Source organism: Halopseudomonas salina, from assembly GCF_008641105.1.
Genome location: NZ_VTTI01000012.1, coordinates 36,081 through 57,926 on the forward strand (window position 1 = coordinate 36,081; position 21,846 = coordinate 57,926).

The 21,846-nt window shown below is 58.3% G+C and carries 20 protein-coding genes; 13 read left to right on the forward strand and 7 right to left on the reverse strand.

All coding sequences use genetic code 11. The features are described 5' to 3' along the window. Window positions 1-57 precede the first annotated feature (57 nt). From pilV to FZF01_RS16490, 5 genes are read left to right on the forward strand one after another with little or no spacing between them, the layout of a single operon-like run. A complete protein-coding gene (gene pilV / locus FZF01_RS16470; protein WP_188434488.1) occupies window positions 58-567 on the forward strand; it encodes a type IV pilus modification protein PilV in 510 nt (169 codons plus the stop codon). Continuing rightward, the gene (locus FZF01_RS16475; protein ID WP_150279169.1) at window positions 564-1,361 is read left to right on the forward strand and encodes a PilW family protein; all 798 of its coding nucleotides are present in this window, start codon (window positions 564-566) and stop codon (window positions 1,359-1,361) included. The genes pilV and FZF01_RS16475 overlap by 4 nt, the downstream gene beginning before the upstream one ends. An 18-nt stretch (window positions 1,362-1,379) precedes the next feature. Then, on the forward strand, window positions 1,380-1,898 hold the full coding sequence (locus FZF01_RS16480; protein WP_150279170.1) for a pilus assembly PilX family protein: 519 nt from the start codon (window positions 1,380-1,382) through the stop codon (window positions 1,896-1,898). Then, entirely contained in the window at window positions 1,879-4,884 is a 3,006-nt protein-coding gene (locus FZF01_RS16485; protein ID WP_150279171.1) for a PilC/PilY family type IV pilus protein, read from the forward strand. Before FZF01_RS16480 ends, FZF01_RS16485 begins: the two co-directional genes overlap by 20 nt. 28 nt (window positions 4,885-4,912) lie before the next feature. Continuing rightward, a complete protein-coding gene (locus FZF01_RS16490; RefSeq protein ID WP_150279172.1) occupies window positions 4,913-5,314 on the forward strand; it encodes a type IV pilin protein in 402 nt (133 codons plus the stop codon). A 16-nt stretch (window positions 5,315-5,330) separates the two neighbouring features. On the opposite strand, the gene FZF01_RS16495 is transcribed toward FZF01_RS16490, so the two are convergent. Next, complete coding sequence (locus FZF01_RS16495) at window positions 5,331-6,578, reverse strand: uracil-xanthine permease family protein (protein ID WP_150279173.1); 1,248 nt, start codon at window positions 6,576-6,578, stop codon at window positions 5,331-5,333. Beyond that, window positions 6,578-7,219: a uracil phosphoribosyltransferase gene (gene upp / locus FZF01_RS16500; protein ID WP_150279174.1), complete on the reverse strand. Its 642-nt coding sequence runs from the start codon at window positions 7,217-7,219 to the stop codon at window positions 6,578-6,580. Before upp ends, FZF01_RS16495 begins: the two co-directional genes overlap by 1 nt. A 161-nt stretch (window positions 7,220-7,380) precedes the next feature. Between upp and FZF01_RS16505 the strand changes: the two genes are divergently transcribed. Beyond that, window positions 7,381-7,935 carry a hypoxanthine-guanine phosphoribosyltransferase gene (locus FZF01_RS16505; protein ID WP_150279175.1) on the forward strand — a complete coding sequence of 185 codons (555 nt, stop codon included), beginning with the start codon at window positions 7,381-7,383 and terminating at the stop codon, window positions 7,933-7,935. 12 nt (window positions 7,936-7,947) lie between these two features. Here the strand turns inward: FZF01_RS16505 and dauA are convergent, their stop codons facing one another. Continuing rightward, complete coding sequence (dauA, locus tag FZF01_RS16510; RefSeq protein WP_150279176.1) at window positions 7,948-9,711, reverse strand: C4-dicarboxylic acid transporter DauA; 1,764 nt, start codon at window positions 9,709-9,711, stop codon at window positions 7,948-7,950. Between the two features lie 228 nt (window positions 9,712-9,939). Here dauA and FZF01_RS16515 point away from each other — a divergent pair, with 228 nt between their 5' ends. Then, a complete protein-coding gene (locus FZF01_RS16515; protein WP_188434487.1) occupies window positions 9,940-10,230 on the forward strand; it encodes a PA4642 family protein in 291 nt (96 codons plus the stop codon). 386 nt (window positions 10,231-10,616) lie between these two features. Beyond that, window positions 10,617-11,201, forward strand: coding sequence for a YajG family lipoprotein (locus tag FZF01_RS16525; protein ID WP_150279178.1), 585 nt, complete (start codon window positions 10,617-10,619; stop codon window positions 11,199-11,201). 46 nt (window positions 11,202-11,247) lie between these two features. On the opposite strand, the gene FZF01_RS16530 is transcribed toward FZF01_RS16525, so the two are convergent. The 4 genes from FZF01_RS16530 to gatC all read right to left on the reverse strand — a co-directional run bounded on the left by FZF01_RS16530 (window position 11,248) and on the right by gatC (window position 16,817). Continuing rightward, the gene (locus FZF01_RS16530; RefSeq protein WP_150279179.1) at window positions 11,248-13,308 is read right to left on the reverse strand and encodes a BCCT family transporter; all 2,061 of its coding nucleotides are present in this window, start codon (window positions 13,306-13,308) and stop codon (window positions 11,248-11,250) included. Window positions 13,309-13,532: 224 nt separating this feature from the next. Continuing rightward, window positions 13,533-14,978, reverse strand: a complete 1,446-nt coding sequence (gatB, locus tag FZF01_RS16535) for an Asp-tRNA(Asn)/Glu-tRNA(Gln) amidotransferase subunit GatB (RefSeq protein ID WP_150279180.1) — start codon at window positions 14,976-14,978, stop codon at window positions 13,533-13,535. A gap of 18 nt (window positions 14,979-14,996) precedes the next feature. Further along, on the reverse strand, window positions 14,997-16,448 hold the full coding sequence (gene gatA, locus FZF01_RS16540; protein ID WP_150279181.1) for an Asp-tRNA(Asn)/Glu-tRNA(Gln) amidotransferase subunit GatA: 1,452 nt from the start codon (window positions 16,446-16,448) through the stop codon (window positions 14,997-14,999). Window positions 16,449-16,529: 81 nt separating this feature from the next. Further along, window positions 16,530-16,817 (reverse strand): Asp-tRNA(Asn)/Glu-tRNA(Gln) amidotransferase subunit GatC, encoded by a 288-nt coding sequence (gene gatC / locus FZF01_RS16545; protein WP_150279182.1) that lies wholly within the window; start codon window positions 16,815-16,817, stop codon window positions 16,530-16,532. 320 nt (window positions 16,818-17,137) lie between these two features. Between gatC and mreB the strand changes: the two genes are divergently transcribed. The 5 genes from mreB (at window position 17,138) to rng (ending at window position 21,836) form a co-directional block, all read left to right on the forward strand. Then, window positions 17,138-18,175, forward strand: a complete 1,038-nt coding sequence (gene mreB / locus FZF01_RS16550) for a rod shape-determining protein MreB (RefSeq protein ID WP_150279183.1) — start codon at window positions 17,138-17,140, stop codon at window positions 18,173-18,175. Between the two features lie 134 nt (window positions 18,176-18,309). Further along, on the forward strand, window positions 18,310-19,227 hold the full coding sequence (mreC, locus tag FZF01_RS16555; protein WP_373286455.1) for a rod shape-determining protein MreC: 918 nt from the start codon (window positions 18,310-18,312) through the stop codon (window positions 19,225-19,227). Further along, window positions 19,217-19,690 carry a rod shape-determining protein MreD gene (gene mreD / locus FZF01_RS16560; RefSeq protein ID WP_150279185.1) on the forward strand — a complete coding sequence of 158 codons (474 nt, stop codon included), beginning with the start codon at window positions 19,217-19,219 and terminating at the stop codon, window positions 19,688-19,690. Before mreC ends, mreD begins: the two co-directional genes overlap by 11 nt. Further along, on the forward strand, window positions 19,680-20,312 hold the full coding sequence (locus tag FZF01_RS16565) for a Maf family protein (RefSeq protein ID WP_150279186.1): 633 nt from the start codon (window positions 19,680-19,682) through the stop codon (window positions 20,310-20,312). Before mreD ends, FZF01_RS16565 begins: the two co-directional genes overlap by 11 nt. 66 nt (window positions 20,313-20,378) lie before the next feature. Next, window positions 20,379-21,836, forward strand: coding sequence for a ribonuclease G (rng, locus tag FZF01_RS16570; protein WP_150279187.1), 1,458 nt, complete (start codon window positions 20,379-20,381; stop codon window positions 21,834-21,836). Window positions 21,837-21,846: the final 10 nt, after the last annotated feature.

Genomic DNA, 21,846 nt, shown 5'->3' on the forward strand with positions numbered 1-21,846 from the left:
CTTTTCGGCCTATGCATCGCTGCAGTGAAGGAAGCGACTGATCTCAAGGAGATGGTCATGCAGGCTGGGAAGCCATTACGATGGATCACCGGAAAACGCAGGGAGCAACTCCCTGCGTGTCAGCGCAGTAATACGGTGCGCCTCCACCAGCGCGGGGTCAGCCTCCTGGAGGTGATGATTGCCGTGTTGGTCCTCTCCGTTGGGGTGCTCGGCGCGGCATCACTCCAGCTCAATGCCATCCGTTATAGCGCCAGCGCTGATCATGCTACCCGGGCTACCCTGATCGCCCGTGATGTTCTTGATCGGATTCGGGCCAATCCTTCGGCGCTAGGCAGTTATGCGGCCGCATCAGTTACCGGGGCTTGCTCGCCAAATCTAGGCGGGGTCAATGTTGCAGCGCAGGATATGGCAGATTTCACCCAGGCAGTTACCTGTCAGTTGCCCTCGGCTACCGCCAGTATTGTGATTGCCGGTGGGCGAGTGACAGTGTCCATTTCCTGGTCCGAGGCGCGAATAATGGCGAACGCAGGTGACACGACCCTGGTTGTCTCCTCGGTGATCAGATGAGACGCATACAGGTTTCCCTGCAGCGGGGTTTTGGGCTGATTGAGTTGCTCATCGCTCTGACGCTTGGCCTGGTGCTGGTGCTCGGGGTAGTGCAGGTATTCATCGCCAGCAAACAGACGTTTGTGATGCAGCGCACGGCGGCCGGCCTCAGCGAAGATGCCCGCTATGTTACCAGTCGGCTGAGCCGCGAACTGCGCATGGTCAGCATGTTCGGTTGCGTGGACCTTCAAAGGTTGCCGGCGAGCATCAGCAACAGCATACCCCCTGCCTTCAACAACCCCATCAGCTATTCCAATGGCGCGGGTGCCAGCATCCTCAAGCTGGTGACGGCAGTGCCGAACCACGAAAACTTTACTGCACAACAAACGCGCAGTCCCGGTGATTACGGTGCCAACTGGCTGATCGTAACCAACTGCAGGGATACTGGCGACCTTCGACTCTCTGCCGGTGGGCCGGTGGTCGTGCGGCCTGGAGACATCGTAATTCCGCTGCGGCAAATGGAGTACCGCTTCAGCAAAAATGCGATTCAGGTACGCAGCAACGGTGCAGGCAACTTTCAGACGCTGATCGACAATGTAGCCGAGCTGAAGGTGAGTTTCGGGCTGGCCGCAACCGCGGCTGATACCCGAATCAGTGGAGGCTATGTGGCTGCAGCACCGGGAGTCGATGGCAGTCGCATCCGCAGCGTCAACCTGCAATGGCAGCTTAGCGATAACCCGTCGGCACCGACCAACGGCAGCGTCCAGGCGCGGAATGTCAAACAGGTGGTGGCCATCCGTAACACGATTGACTGAAACCGGGAGCATTGCTCTATGAAAGGGAAACGATCACCGCACCAGCAGGGATCGGCACTGATTGTCAGCCTGGTGTTTCTTTTGCTTCTTACGCTGGTGAGTGTGGCAGGTATTCGATCTTCAACCAGTCAGGAACGTATGGCTGGCAATCTGAAGCTCAAGACCGACAGCCTGCAGGCAGCTGAGTCCGCACTGCGTGACATTCAGCGGCAATTGGCGCAGGCGGCCGACAACAACAAGCCGTTGCCCAACCCTTGCGCTGGCGTGACATGCAATACGCCGGATGCAGCGTTCGATCTGGATTCGACCGGCGCGCCAGGCGCTGGGTGGGTGCAGATACCCACCTCAGCCGCGACCAATAACATGCAGGTCTGGTATCGCATCACCAGCCTGGGTGAAACCCTTGCGCCGGCCAATACGGCGAACAGAAATCCACCCTATGAGGGCGCTGGCAACCTGTACCGCATAGTCGTGGTGACCTTCAGCGGACCCACCCGGACTGTATTGGAGAGTGTCTATGTGCATTATTCGGTCTGAGCCGCGCCGCCTGGTATCAGGCATCGTGTCGGGAGTCTTCGCCGGTATTTTCCTGGCACTACCGGCGCAGGCGGCATTCAATCCGCTCAGCGGGCCGATATTATCTGCCCCGGCTGTTGCACCCAACGTACTGATGCTGTTCGACAACTCCTCCAGCATGGTACTCAACCGTGTTGGCAACGAGACGCGGCTGACTATCGCCCGCGATGTGGCCAAGGACGTAATAATCAATAATCGCCAGGTGCGTTTTGGACTGTTCGGATTTCGAGACACTGTGGGTAGCGGAGCCGCTCGCGATGCGCCAGGCGGCGAGCTGCTGGTTGAGGTGGGCGATATCGCTCCGGGTACCGCCTCTGGTGCGGCCCGGTTCACCACACTTATCAACCGCCTCGACAACATCAATCCCCGCGCGTCTGCGCCATACACCTATACGCCCCTTGCTGAGACCTACTATGAGATGACCCGTTACTTGCGAGGGCTACGCGCGTTCTATCCGCAATCCACGCCCGCGGCCAATCGTCAGCAATTCGTCAGCCCCGTGGAGTATCGCTGCCAGCAAAACTTCGGCCTGGTCATTACCGATGGCCTGCCTACCTATGACAGCCAGTTTCCAGTTGATATTGGAACTGAACCCGATATCAATAATCCAGGCGTGGTCGGCAGTATCAATCTACCTGACTGGGATGGGGCAGGAGATGTAAACAGCACTGATCCGAGTGATGAGGGAAGCACCTTTTACCTGGATGATATTGCCAGATTCGCGTTTGACGTTGATATGCGCAACGCCGGCCGCAGTGGAGTCTCGACCGACCTGGCGGGCATGGACTGGGACGATCCTGCCTTCGCGATACAGAATATGCGTACCTTTACGGTGGGCTTTGCGCTCAACGATGCCAACCTGCAGCGCGCCGCGACGCTGGGTGGTGGTCGCTATTATACCGCGGCCAATCGGCAGGAGCTCGACAGGGCGCTGAATAGCGCACTGGGTGAAATCAACTCGACCTCGGCCTCCGGCGGGGCAAGCGTTGCCAGTGGACCGGAGCTGGCTTCTGGTTCGCGGTTCTATCGTTCCCTTTATGATCCCTCTGACTGGAGCGGAGCGGTGGAAGCCCATGGGATCGACAGTGACGGGAGTGCCGGGGCTCGTATCTGGTCAACTGACACTACCGTCACCGCAAACAGCAATGCGCTTTTCCAGACATGGAGGTTGCCCTCGGGCGCGAACCAGGGCGCGGTTGTTCCGTTGGGCGGCAATACCTATTCGGGCCTGGGCCCGGCGCAGAAGGCTGTACTGGACCTCGCCTCGGGCTCCAACAGCGGCCAGGATCTGCTGGACTGGAGTATGGGGCAGGCTGTTCCAGGCTATCGCATCCGCACGCGGCTAATGGGGGATGTGGTGAACTCCTCACTGGTACTGGCGCGCGCCGGCGAGGCGCTAGCGTCCAGCAGCCATACAGGCTACGCGGCCTACAGGGCGGACAAGCATCAGAATATGGTCTCATCGCTGCTTGCTGGCGCCAATGACGGCTTCGTACATGTGTTGGCAGCCCGTGACGGCGCGCATCGACTGGCCTTTCTGCCCGCCGCATTGCAGGAAGGTTTAGGTGCCAGAGCCAGCGTGGACCTGGTTCGTAACGGTCATCAGTCGGGCATGGATGGCCCTATAGTAGTCGGAGATGCGGTATTGAACAGTACCTGGACCACTATGGCTGTAGCAGGCTACGGTGCAGGCGGCAAAGGCCTGACCGGCATCCGGTTGTATGATCAGAGCGCAGGAAACGGCGCCCTGGGCGCTCTGTGGGAGATCGGCCCGACGACTTCTGGCTATGCCAACCTTGGCCATGTTTACGGTGAAGCGGTCATTACCCAGTTGGATGGACGTTGGGTGGCAGTCGCCGGTAATGGTTATGGCAATACCGCCGGGCAGCCCGAGCTCTATGTAATCGATCTGGCTGATGGAAGTCTGATTAAAAGCCTGGCTGCCGGCGCTGCCGATCCTGCCAGTGGTAACGGCTTGTCGGCTCCGCGGGTGGCTACCAATGGCAGCGGCCAGGTCGTAGCCGCCTACGCAGGCGATCTGCAAGGCAGGCTGTGGAAATTCGATCTTGCAGGCCCTCCCGTTGACTGGCGGGTAGCATTTGCCGGAGACCCTCTGTTTCGTGCCGGCATTGCCGTCAGTCCCGAGCAACCAATTACTACCCGGCCTGTATTGCTGGATCATCCCCAAGGCGGGAAGCTGGTGTTGTTTGGTACCGGTCAGTTTCTTGAGGCGGCTGACCGCCTGGACACCGATGTACAGGCTTTCTACGCAGTCTTGGACAAGCCGGGTGCAACCGGCAATCTGGACTCCGGTAGCCTGCAGCCCCAGGCCATTCTGAGCGAAACGACCGCGGGCGGCCGGAAGGTGCGCACGCTGAGTTCGCACCGCGTGAACTGGTATTCAACCAATGGCTGGTACCTGCCTTTGATATACGGCAACCCCACGGGGGAGCGTGTAACCCGCAATATCGTAACGCGTGGGGGGCGGGTTCTGTTCAATACAGGACTGATCATGCCCGGCGCGGACCCCTGCGTTAGTGCCGGTGCCGGCTGGTTGATGTCGATTGACAGCTTTTCCGGAGGGATGCTACCGGTGGCAACCCTGGACAGCGATGGTGATGGGCTGGTGGATTCCCGGGATCCGTTGAGCGCAGGCGTAAACCTGTCCGGGGGGCTACCCGGTGATCTGATCGTATTGGAGCTGCCGCGCATCAAGCCACTTGCCCCGGCCAATCCCTTGGCGACGGGTAGTTGTGATCCTTCGGTGGAATTCTGCCCCTGTGACCCCAGCGTGGACGACTGCGTATGCGACCCGGCAGATGCCAGCTGCAAGAATATCTACTGTGGCAAGGAATTCAATTACAGCCAGTCTACAAACACGTTGGAACTGGTCGCAGGTTCAGGGCAGTGCAGTTTCAGCCGAATCATGTGGCGGCAGTTGATGTAGCTGCTCGTAAGGACAATAGGGAGGCAGGATGAACGAATGGAGGCAGGCAGGTTTCACGCTGATCGAGCTGATGATAGCGGTGGCGGTGGTCGGTATTCTGGCCGCGATTGCGTATCCGTCATATCAGGAGCAGGTTCGTCAGACCCGCAGGGCTGAAGTGGCCAGTGCGCTGCTGGAGAATGCACAGCTGCTTGAACGCCACTTCACACGCCATGGTGCCTACGACACCGGAGCGGTGGTACTCGCGACGCAGAGCCCCACCAGTGGCGCAGCGATTTACACCATCGCCGCGGTGCGGGGGGCAGATACCTACACGCTGACGGCCGCCGCGGTCTCCGGCGGTTTGATGGCGGGCGACACCTGCGCGATTTATACCTTCAACCAGGTGGGCCAACGTACGCCAGCAGATGCTCGATGCTGGCGCCGTTGAACAGCAAGCCATGCGATCAAGCGGCTGCGGGTTCCACCTTGTCGGCATCTGGCAGCAGCAGGTTGAGCACGATAGCCACGACACCACAGAGGCTTATGCCCTGCAGACTGAAATCCTGATTACCTATCATCAGTCCGCCAATGCCGAATACCAGAGTCACCGAGACGATACACAGGTTGCGTGGTCGTGACAGATCCACCTGGTTCTGAATCAGGGTATTCATGCCAACCACCGCAATCGACCCAAACAGCAGGCAAAGAATACCGCCCATTACGGGGACTGGCATGCTCAGCAGTGCAGCGCCGAACTTGTCGATAAACGCCAGCGCCATGGCGAAAAACGCTGCCCATATCATGACGTTAGGGTTGAAGTTGCGCGTCAGCATGACCGCACCGGTGACCTCGGAGTAGGTGGTATTGGGGGGGCCGCCAAGCAAGGCGGCGGCTGAGGTCGCTAGCCCGTCCCCAAGCAATGTTCGCTGCAAGCCGGGCTTGCGGATGTAATCCTTGCCGGTTACAGAACCAATAGCCAGCACATCGCCGATATGCTCGATGGCTGGCGCGATGGCTACAGGGATCATGAACAGAATTGCCGCCAGTTTGAATTCGGGAGTGACAAAGGCCGGAACGGCAAGCCAGCTCGCCTCCCCGACAGCGTTGAAGTCGACTACCCCGAGCAGCCAGGAAAGCGCGTAGCCTACGGCCACACCCGCCAGAATCGGCACTAGGCGGAAAATGCCCCGGGCAAATACGGCAACGATGATGGTCGTTATCAAGGATGCCATCGAGATCAGGATGGCCAGCGGATAGTCGACCAATTGGGCGCTGCCATCGCCGGCTTTGCCCATCGCCATATTGACTGCGACCGAGGCCAGTCCCAGGCCGATCACCATGATTACCGGCCCGACCACCACAGGGGGTAGCAGTCGACGAATAAAGCCGGGTCCACGCAGACGCACCAGCAGGCTCAATAAGATATACATCACACCGGCGGCCAGTAACCCACCCAGTGTCGCTGCCAGGCCCCAGGTCTGGTTGCTGTAAAGAATGGGGGCGATGAAAGCGAAGCTGGAAGCCAGAAATACCGGCACCTGGCGCTGGGTGGTGAACTGGAACATCAGGGTGCCCAGACCGGCGGTGAAGAGGGCCACGTTCGGGTCCATGCCGGTGATCAAGGGCATCAGCACCAGGGCGCCGAACGCAACGAACAACATTTGCGACCCAGCCAATGCTGATCGCCAGCCGGTGGTGTTGATTGGTTCCATCAGTGCACGTCCTTCTGTTTGGTGCCGAATATCTTGTCGCCGGCATCGCCAAGGCCCGGGATGATGTAACCCTGCTCGTTCAGGTGATCATCGATTGAGGCAGTGAAGATCTGTACGTCCGGGTGGGTATCGTACACGCGCTTGATTCCTTCAGGCGCAGCGACCAGCACCAGGGCGCGTATCTCCCGTGCGCCGGCACGCTTTAGCATGTCGATTGTGGCGACCATGGAGCCACCGGTCGCCAGCATTGGATCGATAATCAGCGCGGTGCGCTGATTCATGTTGTCAACCAGCTTTTCCAGATAGGTATCGGCCTGCAGGGTCTGCTCGTTGCGTACCAGGCCGATCACGCTTACCTTGGCGCTGGGTATCAGGCTTAGCACGCCATCGAGCATACCCAGACCGGCTCGCAGGATAGGGACTACGGTCACCTTCTTGCCCGAGAGCTTCTCTACTTCTACAGTTCCACACCAGCCTTCGATCTGTTGGGGTTCCAGCAGCATGTCCTGGGTTGCTTCATAGGTCAGTAGGGACGCGACCTCCTGGGCCAATTCCCGAAAATTCTTCGTACTTATATCAGCGCGGCGCATCAGGCCGAGTTTGTGGCGAATCAGGGGATGGCGTATCTCTTTGACGTTCATGGCTTGTGCTCTCATGCGGGGCGCGGGAAATGCGCTATAGCCTAAACCAATGAGTCATTGGGGTCACCCGATTGCAGCGGCCGGCCTCGGTTTGCTTGCCTTTGCGCGCCAAGATCAGTATTTTGCCCAGCCTTGAACCGCCCCTCTTTTGGAGATTACCCATGTCCGTCGATCTGGAACATATCAAGCAGGTAATGGCAGAAGCCGATTGTCTGTTCACCGCCGCCCAGGTAGAAGCAGCGATGGATCGCATGGCCGTAGAAATCAACCGCTCGCTGGCCGACAGTAACCCGATCGTCTACAGCGTGATGAACGGCGGGCTGGTGATCGCTGGGCAGCTGGTAACCCGTCTGGACTTTCCAATGGAGGTCGGTTATCTGCACGCCACTCGTTATCGAAACAAGCTCTCCGGTGGCGAACTGTTCTGGAAAGCCCGTGCCGAACACTCCCTGGTGGGCCGCACAGTGCTTATCATTGACGATATCCTCGATGAAGGTCACACCCTGGACGCGATAACCGAGTACTGTCGAGATGCAGGTGCGGCGCAAGTCCTCACTGCCGTACTGCTGGACAAACAGCATGATCGCAAGGCCTACAAGGGGATGCGTGCCGACTTTACGGGACTTGATGTGGTCGACCGCTATATCTTTGGTTACGGCCTCGATTACAAGGGCTACTGGCGCAACGCCGCGGGGATTTTTGCCATTCCTGAATAGGTCACAGTTGGCCTATGTATCTGCGTCCTTGACCGGGACTTTCTGCGCCGCAGGCTCGCCGAGCTTTTGTCTGATAAGCGTTGCAGCTCGCTCAGCACTGGCAACGAACAACCGCTTGCCTGCGGCCGACCCTGTACCGGCGCGGCTCAGCTTCTGGCGCACTCGAGCGTTAACGCCGACAAAGTAGACTTCAATTTCCCTGCGCTCAAGCTCCTCCAGCGCCTTGGTGAACATCACTTGGGCACTCATGTCCATGCTTGGCACCGCCTGCATGTCGATCACCATGTAGCGGACATTCTCACCATGCCGAGCCATTGCACTCAGAGCCTTGTCGGCTGCGGCAAAGAAAAGCGGGCCGCCTATCCGATAGAGGCCAACACTGTCGGGTAAGCCTGAAAGTGCCTTGTGGCTCTGGTGCGGTACGGCGCTACCCTGGCTCAGGTCGACCATGCGTTTGATAAACAGGGCAGAAGCCAGTAGCAGCCCAACTCCTACCGCCAGCACCATATCAAACAGCACTGTGAGTACCAGGCAGGTAATCAGAACCCAGGTATCCTGGCGTGGACCGATGCGCAGCATGCGTACCACATGGGGAAGCTCGCTCATGTTCCAGGCAACCATCAGCAGCATGGCCGCCAGCGATGCCATAGGCAGGTAGGAAAACAGATCGGCCAGCAGAACCACTGCCAGCACAATCACGATGGCATGGACTACCGCGGCAATCGGCGTTCGCGCTCCGGAGCGCACGCTGGCTGCGGTGCGGGCAATCGCTGCAGTGGCGGGAATGCCGCCGAAGAATGGCACCACCAGGTTGCCCAGCCCCTGGCCCATCAGCTCGGCATTGGGATCATGGCGCGTGTTCGCCATGCCGTCGGCCACAACGGCACATAGCAGTGATTCTATTGCGCCTAGCATCGCAACTGTAAGGGCAAAAGGCAGCAGTTCGCGGAACAGATTGAAGTCGATCTGCAGAGGGAGTCCGTCAGCGCCGGGTAGTGTCCAGGGAAGCAGCCATTGGGGTGCAAATGGAGGGATGCCGCCGTACGTCACGCCATCTAGCTCATAGCTGAAGCGTGACCCCAAAGTGCTGACCTGCATATCCAGATGCAATGCCAGTGCGGCCAGAACACTGCCGATCAGCAGTGCTATCAGGTGACCCGGTACCCGCCGGGTCACATAGGGCCAGGCAACAAGCACTCCCAGGGTCACCCCGCCTACCAGGGCGTCACCTGCCTGCACAGTGGGGAGTGCCGACGCCAGCGCCTGTAATTGATCCAGGTAACTGTCATGCTGACCTACCCCCTGCAGTCCGAGGAAGTCCTTGATCTGCAGGGTAGCAATGACAATCCCGATTCCGGCAGTAAATCCCAGCACCACCGGGTAGGGAACGAACTGAATCAGATTGCCCATACGTGCAAAGCCCAGTGCCAGCAGAATCACTCCCGACATGCCGGTAACCAGAAGAAGCCCGCCAATGCCGTATTGCTGGGTAATCGGCAACAGAATGACCACGAAGGCCGCAGTGGGTCCTGATATGTTGAAGCGCGAGCCGCCGGCAAGAGCGATGATCAGTCCGCCCACGATACCGGTGTACAGGCCATGTTGAGGGGCGACGCCCACGGCGATGGCCAGCGCCATGGCCAGGGGTATGGCGATGATGCCCACTGTGAGCCCGGCCACGAGGTCGCCTCGTAGCATCTTGCGGTTGTAGCCGTGTCGAAAGCTGTCGCGCAGAGCTGCGAAAAATACCGGACTGCGCTGATTGTTTGAAGCCATGCTGTATTCCCGGGAGAGGAGCCGATTGCCGCATTCCCTCGGGTGACGGGGGCGGTGGGCATGAGCTCACGTCACAGTCATAGCACAAGCCGGGCCACAGGGGTATCGGACCAAATGACGCATGGGTCGTTTAGATGCATTTATACGGAGCAGCAGCCCTAGTGGCGCCGGCCCGGCGTAGGTACAATGGGCTATTGAAAGAGTTAATGGCAGATAAAGGGGTGGCGAGTGCGTAAAGACAAAGAGAAAGTTATCGGCGAGCCGATGACAGATGAGCAGATTGCCGCGTTCTTGAGCGCGCGCCCCTACACGGGCGAATCGGTCGAGCAGCATATTCTGACCCGCGCTTATCGTGGATTGCGTGCCCATGACTTTGAACGATTCGTCGATTTGTTCAAGCAGGAGGGTTTCGATCTGAATGCCACGGATGCACAGGGCAACAGTTTCCTGCAGACCGTTCGTGGACACGCACAGGGCGAAGATTATGTTGCAGTGTTGGAGCGTGCTGGGGCGCGCTAGACGCGCAGGGCCGTCGCCCCTTTGGTGGTGCTTGTATGGCATCTGGCCGAGGGCGGCAAGGGCCTGCCAATCCAGAACTGATTAAGCTCGGTTACCTCCACCCATCTGCCCTTATCAGGTCTGCTGGTAGTGGCCCACAGGGTTTCGCAACGATCCATTTCATCTAGCCTGGCATAAAATCGGGGTTGTGTGCGCCCTAACCATCGTGCAATGAACATCTTTGGCTCCTCAGTGGTCTTACCCAAGTTTGCCCTTTATTTATTGCAGTGAGATGACAGTAGCTAGCGCTGCTCTCCCAGCTTTAACCGCGATATGCTAAACATTGTGGGAGCCGATATGCGGCCCCACCACTTGTTGTTTCACTGGTTTCTTGCAGGAGTATCAAAATGATCAATCGTCTGTCCATGCTGGTTGTTGCGGGCCTCGCCCTGGTGCTTGTAGGTTGCGCCCACAGCCCCCAGCAGCTCAGTGTGCAGCCAGAATTGCTGGTACCGCTCAACCCGGTTGCCCGTCAGCAGCCGGTGATTGTCACTGTCCGCGATACCCGTTCATCCAAGGTCCTTGGTACGCGTGGCGGCATCTATCCCGACTCCAGCAGTATCACTGTGAGCGAACAGACGTTGCCCAAGGTTCGACAGCAGGTAGAGCAGGGTTTGCGCCAACTGGGTTTCAACGTGGTGCCTGAGGGGACACCCAATGCGAATAATCTGACTGTCAGTCTGGCGGAATTGAAGTATCAGTCCCCCACAGCTACTACCTATGTAACTGAAGCTAATATCGGGGCAACCTTTGTGGCCGAGGCGCAAGCAGCCAACACCCGTTATCAAGGGCGCTACGGCGCTACTGCGCAGCATCGGTTTGGCTATGCGCCCAATCAGGCGACTAACACCCGCTTGGTCAGCGAAGTGATGAGCGATGCTCTGACACGGGTTTTCAAGGATCCGGAAATAGTCCGGGTATTGCAACGCTAGAGTGGACCGAGGCTGGATCAGCGATCCAGCCTAGCCTGAGGCGTGGTCAGTCCTTGACCACTGCCGGACCCTGGTCATGGAGCATTTCATCATGCTCGGCCATATTCCATGGAAGCTGGCCTGGACTGATGTGCAGGAAGTGCAGGTACTTCTCGAAGTGATCGAGAATGTCGCCAATGATCTCCTGCTGGTCATAGCCGTAGACATCGTAAGTCTGGCCCCCGCGGCTGAGAAATACCTCCGCCCGATAATAATGATCCTCAGGTTTGTTAGAGCGGCTCATTTCCGGAAAGGCAAAGCTGGGCCGGGTATATTCGCGCAGGCGGATCTCATACAGAAAGTTGACCTGCCCAGGTTTGATAACTTCGATATAGGCACGTCCATGGTCTACGTCAAACTGCACCTCGGTCGGCCAGTCCTGTTGTACCAGGCTCTGTTGCAGACTCTTCATGGCCTCTATCGCCGTGCCAGAAATGAAGTTTTCGACCTTCTCCCGGTTCGGGAAATTGACAATACCCGCAAGCCGTTTTTTCCACATAGTGGTGGCGTTACCGCCTGAGTAACGCGCCGCCTGCATGTGATGAACCAGACTGGCATCACGATGGCCCTCGATTACCAGAGCGCGCCACATACCCACCGCAGCGATGATCATGATGATCGAGAAGGGCAGCGCCGATGCAATGGTCATGGTTTGTAACGCGCCAAGTCCCCCGGCAAGCAGCAATACTGAAGCGACCACCCCTTCGAGAATCGCCCAGAAGGCTCGCTGCCAGGCGGGGGTGGTCATGGCGCCACCGGACGCCAGCGAATCGATTACCAGCGACCCCGAATCCGATGATGTAACAAAGAAGGTGATGATCAGAATTACCGTGATAAACGAGACAACCGAAGTGAACGGTAGCCGCTCGAAGAGTTTGAACAGGGCCACAGCATGGTCGTTCTGCACCTCGGTTATCAGCGCCGTATAGCCCTCATTCATGATCAGATGCAGGGCGGTGTCGCCAAAGACTGAGAACCACATGAAGGTAAAGATCGTGGGCACGAACATGACGCCGACCACAAATTGACGAATTGTCCTTCCCCGGCTGATCTTGGCGATAAAGAGCCCGACAAATGGGGCCCAGGCGATTGTCCAGCCGAAGATGAACAGCGTCCAGTTACCTATCCAGTCGCTTCGGGTGTAGGCCTGTAAATTGAAGGTCCGCTCTACAATGTTGTTCAGATAGCTACCCGTGTTCTGCAGGAAGGTCTCGAGAATGAAGATCGACGGGCCCACCAGAAAGACGAAAACCATCAGGGTGACTGCTAACACCATGTTGAGAATCGACAGGTTCTTTACACCCTTGTCCAGGCCTGCCACCACAGAAAACAGTGCGAGCCCGGTGACGCCGGCAATGGTAATGATCTGCACGGTTACGTTGACCGGTATCTCGGGCCAGAGATAGTTCAGGCCCGCGTTGATCTGGGCTACCGACAGACCAAGGGTGGTTGCTATGCCGAACATGGTGCCGAGAATGGCGAATACATCGACGGTATGACCGATGGGGCCGTAGATACGGTCACCTATCAACGGATATAGCGCTGAGCGCATGGATAATGGCAAACCGTGGCGAAAGGAAAAATAGGCCAGAACCAGACCGACCAGCCCGTATATCGCCCAGATATGAAAGCCCCAATGGAAGAATGCAATCTGCAGTGCCTGTTTTGCAGCGTCCACCGTTTCGGCTCCGCCAGCGGGCGGTGCAGCATAGTGCAGCACCGGCTCGGCGACGCCGAAGAAGAGCAGTGCGATGCCGTAGCCGGCCGAAAATAGCATAGCGAACCAGGCCGGGAAGCTGTACTGGGGGTCGGAATGGTCAGGCCCCAGTTTGATGTTGCCCCAGTCACTGAAAGCGACCATGACCACGAACACCAGGAACATGGCGACGGCCAGCATGTAGAACCAGCCAAAAGTTGTCGTGATATAGCTCAAAATAGAGGAAAAGGCGCTGCCGGCCAGTTCCGGGTTACTCGCGGTGCCGATCACCAGAAGAAGAATGATCAATACCGCGGGAGCGAAGACGGGAACCAGAATCGTGTTGTTCCACAGTCGTTTTTTTTCGGTCATGACGCTGTCCTTGTGGTTGTTGCGGAGGGCGGCGTTCGAGCCGGCGACACCGGTAACGCGAGGGGGTTATCTGAATCAATTCGCAGTTGAGTATAGACATTGATTCGCTTAACGCGACAAGTGGAGGGCTGTTTCTGAGGCCAGGTGTACGCGAAAAAAAGGGAATGCCTGGACAGGAAAGCAGGCTCTGCGCCGGGGGCGAGAGCCTGACGATTGAATGCCGGTCAGCCCTCCAGCTTCTTGCGCAGCAGCTCGTTGACCTGTTGTGGGTTGGCCTTGCCCTTCGATGCCTTCATTGCCTGGCCAACAAAGAAGCCGAACATCTTGCCGCGCTTGTTTTCGTCGCTGGCGCGGTACTGCTCGACCTGCTCGGCATTGGCTGTCAACACATCATCGAGCATGGCATCGATCGCGCCCGTGTCGGTCACCTGCTTGAGGCCGCGCTTCTCGATGATCTGATCGGCACCACCTTCGCCAGCGGCCATGGCTTCGAAAACCGTTTTGGCGATCTTGCCTGAAATGGTGTTGTCCTTGATTCGCGCAATCATGCCGCCCAGTTGGGAAGCGGTGACAGGTGACTGGCTGATATCCAGATCCTCGCGGTTGAGCAGGCTGGACAGCTCGCCCATGACCCAGTTGGCGGCCAGCTTGGCGTCGCCGCACTCCTGCTGCACCTGCTCGAAGTAATCGGCCAGCTCACGCTGGGCAGACAAAACGCTGGCATCATAGGCGGACAGGCCAAACTGGCTTTCGAAACGCTCACGTTTCTGTTGCGGCAGCTCCGGAAGCTCGCTGCGGATCTCTTCCAGGAACGCAGGTTCGATTATCACTGGCAGCAGATCTGGATCGGGGAAGTAGCGGTAATCGTTGGCTTCCTCCTTGCTGCGCATCGACCGGGTCTCGTCCTTGTTCGGATCGTACAGGCGGGTTTCCTGAGTCACTGTGCCGCCATCCTCGATCAGCTCGATCTGGCGTTGGACTTCGGTGTTGATCGCCTTTTCGATAAAGCGGAAGGAGTTGACGTTCTTGATCTCGCAGCGTGTGCCGTATTCGTCCTGACCCTTGGGGCGGACTGAGACGTTGCAATCGCAACGCAGCGAGCCTTCCGCCATGTTGCCGTCACAGATGCCCAGATAGCGCACCAGCGAGTGAATGGTCTTGGCGTACGCTACCGCTTCCTTGGCACTGCGCATGTCCGGCTCTGAAACGATCTCCAGCAAGGGCGTGCCGGCGCGGTTCAGATCGATGCCGCTCATGCCCTGGAAGTCTTCGTGCAGACTCTTGCCGGCATCCTCTTCCAGGTGTGCGCGGGTTACGCCTACGCGCTTGATGGTACCGTCGTCCAGGGTGATATCAACGAAGCCCTTGCCGACAATCGGCAGGTCCATCTGGCTGATCTGGTAGCCCTTTGGCAGGTCCGGATAAAAGTAGTTCTTGCGTGCAAAGACGTTGGTCGGCGCAATCTCGGCATTGATCGCCAGGCCGAACTTGACCGCATTGCGCACGGCCTGGGCGTTGAGAACCGGTAGTGTGCCTGGCATGCCGAGGTCAATCAGGCTGGCCTGAGTGTTGGGTTCGGCACCGAAGGTGGTGGCGCTGCCGGAGAAAATCTTCGAAGCGGTAGTGAGCTGGGCGTGGATTTCCAGGCCGATAACAATTTCCCATTGCATAGTCTGTTCTCGATCCTCTCAGTAGCCCGCTGGGGCGCGGCTGTGCCAGTCAGTCACTTGCTGGTACTGGTGTGCGATGTTCAGCAGGCGCGCTTCGCTGAAGTAGGGCCCCAGCAACTGCATGCCCAATGGCAGCCCGTTGGCAAAGCCGGCTGGCAACGCGATTCCCGGCACGCCGGCCAGGTTTGCGGTGATAGTGTAAATGTCGGTCAGATACAGGCTGACGGGGTCGTCGATCTTCTCACCAATCCTGAAGGGGGGGGTGGGGGACGTCGGACAGAGGATCACATCAACCTGCTCATAGGCCGCCATGAAGTCGTTCTTGATCAGCCTTCGAATCTTCTGTGCCTGCAGGTAGTAGGCATCGTAATAACCTGCCGATAGCGCGTACGCGCCGACCATGATGCGCCGTTTGACTTCCGGTCCGAAGCCTTCACCGCGCGAGCGTTTGTACAGATCGGTCAGATCCGCCGGGTTTTCGCAGCGGTAACCGAAGCGCACGCCATCAAAGCGCGAGAGGTTGGAGGAGGCTTCCGCCGGAGCAATAACGTAATAGGCGGGAATTGCCAGTTCGGCATTGGGCAGGCTGATTTCTTTCACTTCAGCGCCCAGGGATTGGAATTGTTTTACCGCGGCATGGATAGCATCGGCGGTGGAGGCGTCCAGACCATCACTGAAATACTCCTTGGGCAGGCCGATGCGCAGGCCTTTCAACGAGTCGTTCAGGCCCTCGCTGTAATCGGCGACTGGCTCGTCAACGCTGGTCGAATCACGCTCGTCGAACCCGGCCATGACCTGCATCATCAGGGCGCAATCCTCTGCGGTGCGCGCCATCGGCCCGGCCTGATCCAGGCTGGAAGCGTAGGCGATCATGCCCCAGCGAGATACACGGCCGTAGGTCGGCTTGAGCCCGGTCAGGGCGGTAAAGCCGGCGGGCTGGCGGATCGAGCCGCCGGTGTCTGTGCCGGTCGATGCGGCGCACAGGCGTGCAGCCACAGCCGCGGCCGAACCGCCAGAGGAGCCACCCGGTACGTGTTCAGTGTTCCAGGGATTTCGCGTTGGACCGTAGAAGCTCGACTCGGTGGAGGAGCCCATCGCGAACTCATCCATATTGGTCTTGCCCAAGGTGACTGCGCCCGCATCGATAAAGCGCGAGGTGACGCTGGATTCATAGGGCGCTGTGAAATTGTCGAGCATCTTCGACCCGCAGCTGGTGCGCAGGCCGGTAGTGCAGAACAGATCCTTGTGCGCCAGCGGAATGCCGGTCAGCGCAGTGGCTGTGCCACCGGCGATACGGGCATCGGCTGCCTTGGCCTGGGCCAGGGCCAGCTCGGGTGACACGGTGATGAAACTGTTGAGCAGCGGATCCAATTGTTCGATACGCTTGAGGTAATGTTCGGTCAGTTCGACGCTGGATAGCGTCTTGCTCTGCAAGGCCTTCGAGAGCTGGGCCAGGGTATTCTCATGCATGGGATGATCTCATTGCTGGGCTTGGCCGGATGCGTAATGGCATGGCTTTGCTGACTGTGGCTCGATGGGTCCTGGAGCACTTCACTCTATAACTCTGGGCACGAGATAGAGCCCGTCCTCGGTCGCGGGCGCGATGGCCTGCAACGCGTCGCGCTGGTTGGACTCGGTCACTGCGTCGCTCCGCAAGCGCTGCGTGGTTTCCAGCGGATGTGCCAAAGGCGCGACGCCGTCTGTGTTGACCGCCTGCATCTTGTCGATCAGATCGAGAATGCCGGAGAGCTTGGTTGTGGTGGCGGGGATATCTTCTTCATTCAGAGCGATCCGGGCCAGGTGGGCAATGTCTTCCACCGCTTTGCGGTCTAATGCCATGGTACTGTTCTCCGTGAAACAAGGCTGAGCGGAGTGAATTTACCCGATGTGCTCAACATAAGGGGGTTTTGTCGCGCAAAACCGGACAAAGGGACGAATTTACCACAGTCTCGCCTTGCCCAAAAACCCCGCCGTTGTTAGAGTTGCGACACTTCTGGAAGTACCGATCAGTTACCTGCGAGTGCATTCATCACCGCCGCCCTGCCAGTTCGGCCGCTCGTCGCCCCGGATCGATTCCGCGGCTGGTCAAGCGCTGAAGCAGGTTGCTTATCAGTGTTTCTTTTTCATTTAACCCACGCGTCCTAGGGTGTACTCAACGCATGTTCAAAAAAATTCGTGGCATGTTTTCCAGTGATTTGTCCATCGACCTGGGCACTGCCAACACGCTTATCTATGTCCGCGACCGCGGCATTGTACTCAATGAACCCTCCGTAGTGGCTATTCGTAGTCATGGCAACCAGAAAAGCGTCGTGGCCGTCGGTACCGACGCCAAACGCATGCTGGGCCGCACGCCAGGGAATATCCAGGCCATTCGTCCCATGAAGGACGGCGTCATAGCCGACTTCAGTGTCTGTGAAAAGATGCTGCAGTACTTCATCAACAAGGTGCACGAGAACAGCTTCATTCAGCCCAGCCCGCGGGTTCTCATCTGTGTGCCGTGCAAGTCTACCCAGGTCGAGCGCCGCGCCATTCGCGAGTCGGCACTCGGTGCCGGTGCCCGTGAGGTGTTTCTGATCGAGGAGCCCATGGCCGCAGCTATCGGTGCTGGCTTGCCGGTGGAAGAAGCACGTGGCTCGATGGTTGTGGATATCGGTGGTGGTACTACCGAAATCGCATTGATTTCCTTGAACGGTGTGGTTTACGCCGAGTCCGTCAGGGTGGGCGGCGACCGCTTCGATGAAGCGATCGTGACCTACGTGCGCCGCAACTATGGCAGCCTGATCGGTGAGTCCACTGCCGAGCGCATCAAGCAGGAAATCGGCGTTGCATTCCCCGGTGGTGAAGTGCTTGAAGTCGACGTTCGCGGCCGGAATCTGGCCGAGGGCGTACCTCGCGCCTTTACCCTGAACTCCAACGAAGTTCTCGAAGCACTGCAGGAGTCGCTGGCGACTATCGTTCAGGCAGTCAAGAGCGCACTTGAGCAGTCTCCGCCAGAGCTGGCTTCCGATATTGCCGAGCGTGGCCTGATCCTTACTGGTGGTGGTGCCTTGCTGCGTGACCTGGACAAGCTCCTGACCCAGGAAACCGGACTGCCGGTGATTGTTGCTGAAGAACCTTTGACCTGTGTTGCCCGTGGTGGTGGCAAGGCACTGGAAATGATGGACCAGCACACCATGGATCTGCTCTCTACCGAGTGACCGGAAGCCGGTCAACGCACCTGCAGGTAGCCCCTACCTGCCTGGTCTGCTGTTGACGGGCCAAGGTTTGCAGCTGCGAGGAGCTCGCCATCAAACCGCTGTTTATCAAAGGTCCTTCACTGGGCGTAAGAGTTTTGGTCCTCTCAGTGCTCTCGATTGCGCTGATGGTGGTCGATGCTCGTGTGGCTGCCCTGCAGCCGCTACGCTCGAATCTGAGCCTGCTACTGACGCCGGTCTATTACATGGCCGACTTACCCGTGCGCGCCTGGGATACCGGTTACCAGTTGGTCGCCAGTCGGCTTGACCTGCTTGCCGAGAATGAGCGCTTGCGCGCCGAGGCTCTGCTGACCAAGCGCAAACTGCAGAAACTGGCTACCCTTACGGAGCAGAACGTGCGGCTGCGCGAATTGCTCAACTCTTCCTCCCTGGTCGATGAAAGGGTGCTGGTATCCGAGCTGGTAGGCGTTGATCCCAATCCTTTTACCCAGCGTATCCTGATCAACAAGGGTGAAAGTGACGGAGTATTCCTTGGTCAGCCAGTGCTTGATGCCACTGGTCTGATGGGGCAGGTGGTAGAAGTCATGCCTTATTCAGCACGCGTGCTGCTGATTACCGACGCCACCCATAGTCTGCCGGTTCAGGTCAATCGGAACGGATTGCGCGCGATTGCCAGCGGTACCGGCAATAACGAGTTGCTCGAGTTGCGTTTTATCGGCGATACCGCGGATATTCGTGAAGGCGACATAGTGGTCAGTTCGGGTCTGGGTCAACGTTTCCCTGCAGGTTATCCGGTAGGTAGAGTGGTTTCGGTCAGCCAGGATCCGGCTCAGCCATTCGCTGATGTGCGTGTGGCTCCTACTGCTCAGCTCAATCGCAGTCGATACATGCTGCTGGTCTTCAGTGCCGAGTCCGGATACGGGGAGATTGTGCCCGCTCTCGAGCTGGATGAGCCGCAGTCTGAAGCAACCGCTCCGGATGAGAGCGCTGCAGCCGAGAAAGCAGACGCTGATACCGTCGCACCCGTCTCCGGGGAGGGTGCAGATGCGCAATAGTCTTATTATCGGCCTTACCTTTGTCGTCGCACTTCTGCTCAGTGTGATGCCCATGTCCACCATGCTGGAGCTGGGCCGCCCTATGTGGTTGGCCATGGTATTGGCCTATTGGGTAATGGCCCTGCCACATCGGGTAGGCCTGTTGACTGCCTGGATCATGGGGCTGGCAACCGATGTGCTTTATGGCCAGTTGTTCGGCCAGCATGCGTTGGTCATGACAATGGTTGCCTGGATGATGCTGTTATTACATCAGCGCATTCGTCGATTCCCCCTGTGGCAACAGAGTCTGGTGATGCTGCCGGTACTGGGTATCGCCCAGATGTTGCTGCTTTGGCTCAACAGCCTGACCGGCAATCGTCCACCAACATTACTCTTTCTGTTACCGGCCTTTGTCAGCGCCATTCTCTGGCCATGGGTATATTCGGTACTGCGCGGCGTCAGGAAGCGGTTTCATGTACTCTGAACCCAAGACTGCACCATTCTATCTGGCGTCGGCCTCACCGCGTCGTAGTGAGTTGTTGACCCAGATCGGCGTAGTACACCGTCAGTTTGCCTGCAGTATCGACGAAAGCGTGCGAGCTGGAGAGGGGGCTGTGGACTATGTGGAGCGCGTCACCCGGGCCAAGGCCCTGGCGGGGCAGCACCAGGCCCCCGATGGGGCGGTAGTGTTGGCTGCCGATACGGCGGTCGTAATAGACGACAGGATCCTGGGCAAGCCGATGGATGCCGATGACGCAGCGGTCATGCTTCGGTCCCTGTCCGGGCGGACGCACCGGGTGATCACGGCAGTTGCTGTAGCCTGCGGTGAGCGAATCGAAGTGATTCGGGTGGATACTGATGTCAGTTTCCGACCGATCGCGGCAGCCGAAATCCAGGCTTACTGGATGACAGGTGAGCCCGCAGACAAGGCTGGTGGTTATGCCATTCAGGGCCTGGGGGCGGTTTTTGTAGCTATGATTCAGGGGAGTTACAGCGCAGTAGTCGGGCTGCCTCTGGCGGAGACGGCACAGCTTTTGTCCAGCTTTGGCGTCGATTGTTGGCAGGGGCGTCAGGCGGAGTCCCCATCCGGACTAACGCAAGCATAAATCCAGGTCGTCAGAGTACCGCGATCAACACCGCTTCCTGGTGATCTGGTGTGGAGAGCAGAGCCTGTGAGCGAAGAGATACTGATCAATATCACGCCGATGGAAACCCGGGTCGCCCTGGTGGAGAATGGCGTGCTGCAGGAAGTGCATATCGAGCGTACATTGCGCCGAGGCATTGTCGGCAACATCTACAAGGGCAAGGTGGTCAGAGTATTGCCTGGAATGCAGGCAGCCTTTGTCGATATCGGACTGGAGCGCGCTGCATTTATTCACGCATCCGAAGTGTCCGACCGCGAGGGCCAGGCTGTCGAGGCGATAACGGCTTTGCTGCATGAGGGCCAAGGTCTGGTAGTTCAGGTAACCAAGGACCCGATAGGCACCAAGGGTGCTCGCCTGACTACCCATCTGTCGATTCCCTCGCGTTTTCTGGTTTACATGCCGCGCACGCCCCATGTGGGCATTTCCCTCAAGATAGAAGATGAAGCCGAGCGCGACCGGCTCAAGCAGGTGGTATCCGCCTGCGTTGAAACTGAAGGCGTCGATGAGGCCGGTGGCTTCATTCTGCGGACCGCAGCCGAAGCAGCCCGTGAAGAGGAAATACGCGCGGATATCCGTTACGTGCGTCGTCTCTGGTCGCAAATCTCGCAGCAGACCCAGGCGGCACCGGCCCCCTCGGTGATTTACGAAGACTTGCCCCTTGCCCTGCGCACCCTGAGGGACCTGGTCTGCCCGCGTACGGAAAAGATCCGCGTGGATTCCCGGGAGACTTTCCAGAAGGTCGAGATTTTCGTGCAGGAGTTGATGCCCGCAGTGCAGAGTTTGTTGGAGCATTACCCCGGGGAAAGACCGATTTTCGATCTCTATGGCATCGAGGATGAGATCCACAAGGCGCTTGAGCGCCGGGTAATGCTCAAGTCGGGTGGGCACCTGGTTATCGACCAGACTGAAGCCATGACCACCATCGACGTGAATACGGGCGCCTTTGTCGGTCATCGCAATCTTGAGGAAACCATTTTCAAGACGAATCTTGAGTCGGCGATGGCGATTGCCCGGCAGCTGAGACTGCGCAACCTGGGCGGTATCATCATTATCGATTTTATCGATATGGTTGACGAAGATCACCAGCGCCAGGTGCTGCGCACACTGGAAAAACAGCTGGAACGCGATCACGCCAAAACCAACATTATCGGTATCACCGAGCTTGGCCTGGTGCAGATGACCCGCAAGCGCACCCGGGAAAGCCTCGAACAGATACTCTGCGAGCCGTGCCCCTGCTGCACGGGCAGGGGCATCCAGAAAACGCCTGAAAGTGTCTGTTATGAAATCTTCCGGGAGATTCTCCGTGAGGCGCGTGCCTATCAGGCCGGGGCATACACGGTGCTGGCTTCGCAGGCGGTAATCGATCGCCTGCTGGATGAAGAGTCGGGCAATGTCGCCGATCTGGAAATTTTCATCGAGCGCCCAATCCGCTTTCAGGTAGAGACGGTCTACACCCAGGAACAGTATGACGTGGTACTCATGTGATGCCGGACTG

Coding starts and splice junctions, on each gene's coding strand:
- FZF01_RS16565 (WP_150279186.1), top strand. CDS start 19,680: ATGTACTCTGAACCCAAGACTGCACCATTCTATCTGGCGTCGGCCTCA.
- gatA (WP_150279181.1), bottom strand. CDS start 16,448: ATGCATGAGAATACCCTGGCCCAGCTCTCGAAGGCCTTGCAGAGCAAG.
- FZF01_RS16495 (WP_150279173.1), bottom strand. CDS start 6,578: ATGGAACCAATCAACACCACCGGCTGGCGATCAGCATTGGCTGGGTCG.
- FZF01_RS16505 (WP_150279175.1), top strand. CDS start 7,381: ATGTCCGTCGATCTGGAACATATCAAGCAGGTAATGGCAGAAGCCGAT.
- FZF01_RS16485 (WP_150279171.1), top strand. CDS start 1,879: ATGTGCATTATTCGGTCTGAGCCGCGCCGCCTGGTATCAGGCATCGTG.
- FZF01_RS16525 (WP_150279178.1), top strand. CDS start 10,617: ATGATCAATCGTCTGTCCATGCTGGTTGTTGCGGGCCTCGCCCTGGTG.
- FZF01_RS16490 (WP_150279172.1), top strand. CDS start 4,913: ATGAACGAATGGAGGCAGGCAGGTTTCACGCTGATCGAGCTGATGATA.
- upp (WP_150279174.1), bottom strand. CDS start 7,219: ATGAACGTCAAAGAGATACGCCATCCCCTGATTCGCCACAAACTCGGC.
- FZF01_RS16530 (WP_150279179.1), bottom strand. CDS start 13,308: ATGACCGAAAAAAAACGACTGTGGAACAACACGATTCTGGTTCCCGTC.
- gatB (WP_150279180.1), bottom strand. CDS start 14,978: ATGCAATGGGAAATTGTTATCGGCCTGGAAATCCACGCCCAGCTCACT.
- pilV (WP_188434488.1), top strand. CDS start 58: ATGCAGGCTGGGAAGCCATTACGATGGATCACCGGAAAACGCAGGGAG.
- FZF01_RS16480 (WP_150279170.1), top strand. CDS start 1,380: ATGAAAGGGAAACGATCACCGCACCAGCAGGGATCGGCACTGATTGTC.
- mreB (WP_150279183.1), top strand. CDS start 17,138: ATGTTCAAAAAAATTCGTGGCATGTTTTCCAGTGATTTGTCCATCGAC.
- mreD (WP_150279185.1), top strand. CDS start 19,217: ATGCGCAATAGTCTTATTATCGGCCTTACCTTTGTCGTCGCACTTCTG.
- FZF01_RS16475 (WP_150279169.1), top strand. CDS start 564: ATGAGACGCATACAGGTTTCCCTGCAGCGGGGTTTTGGGCTGATTGAG.
- dauA (WP_150279176.1), bottom strand. CDS start 9,711: ATGGCTTCAAACAATCAGCGCAGTCCGGTATTTTTCGCAGCTCTGCGC.
- gatC (WP_150279182.1), bottom strand. CDS start 16,817: ATGGCATTAGACCGCAAAGCGGTGGAAGACATTGCCCACCTGGCCCGG.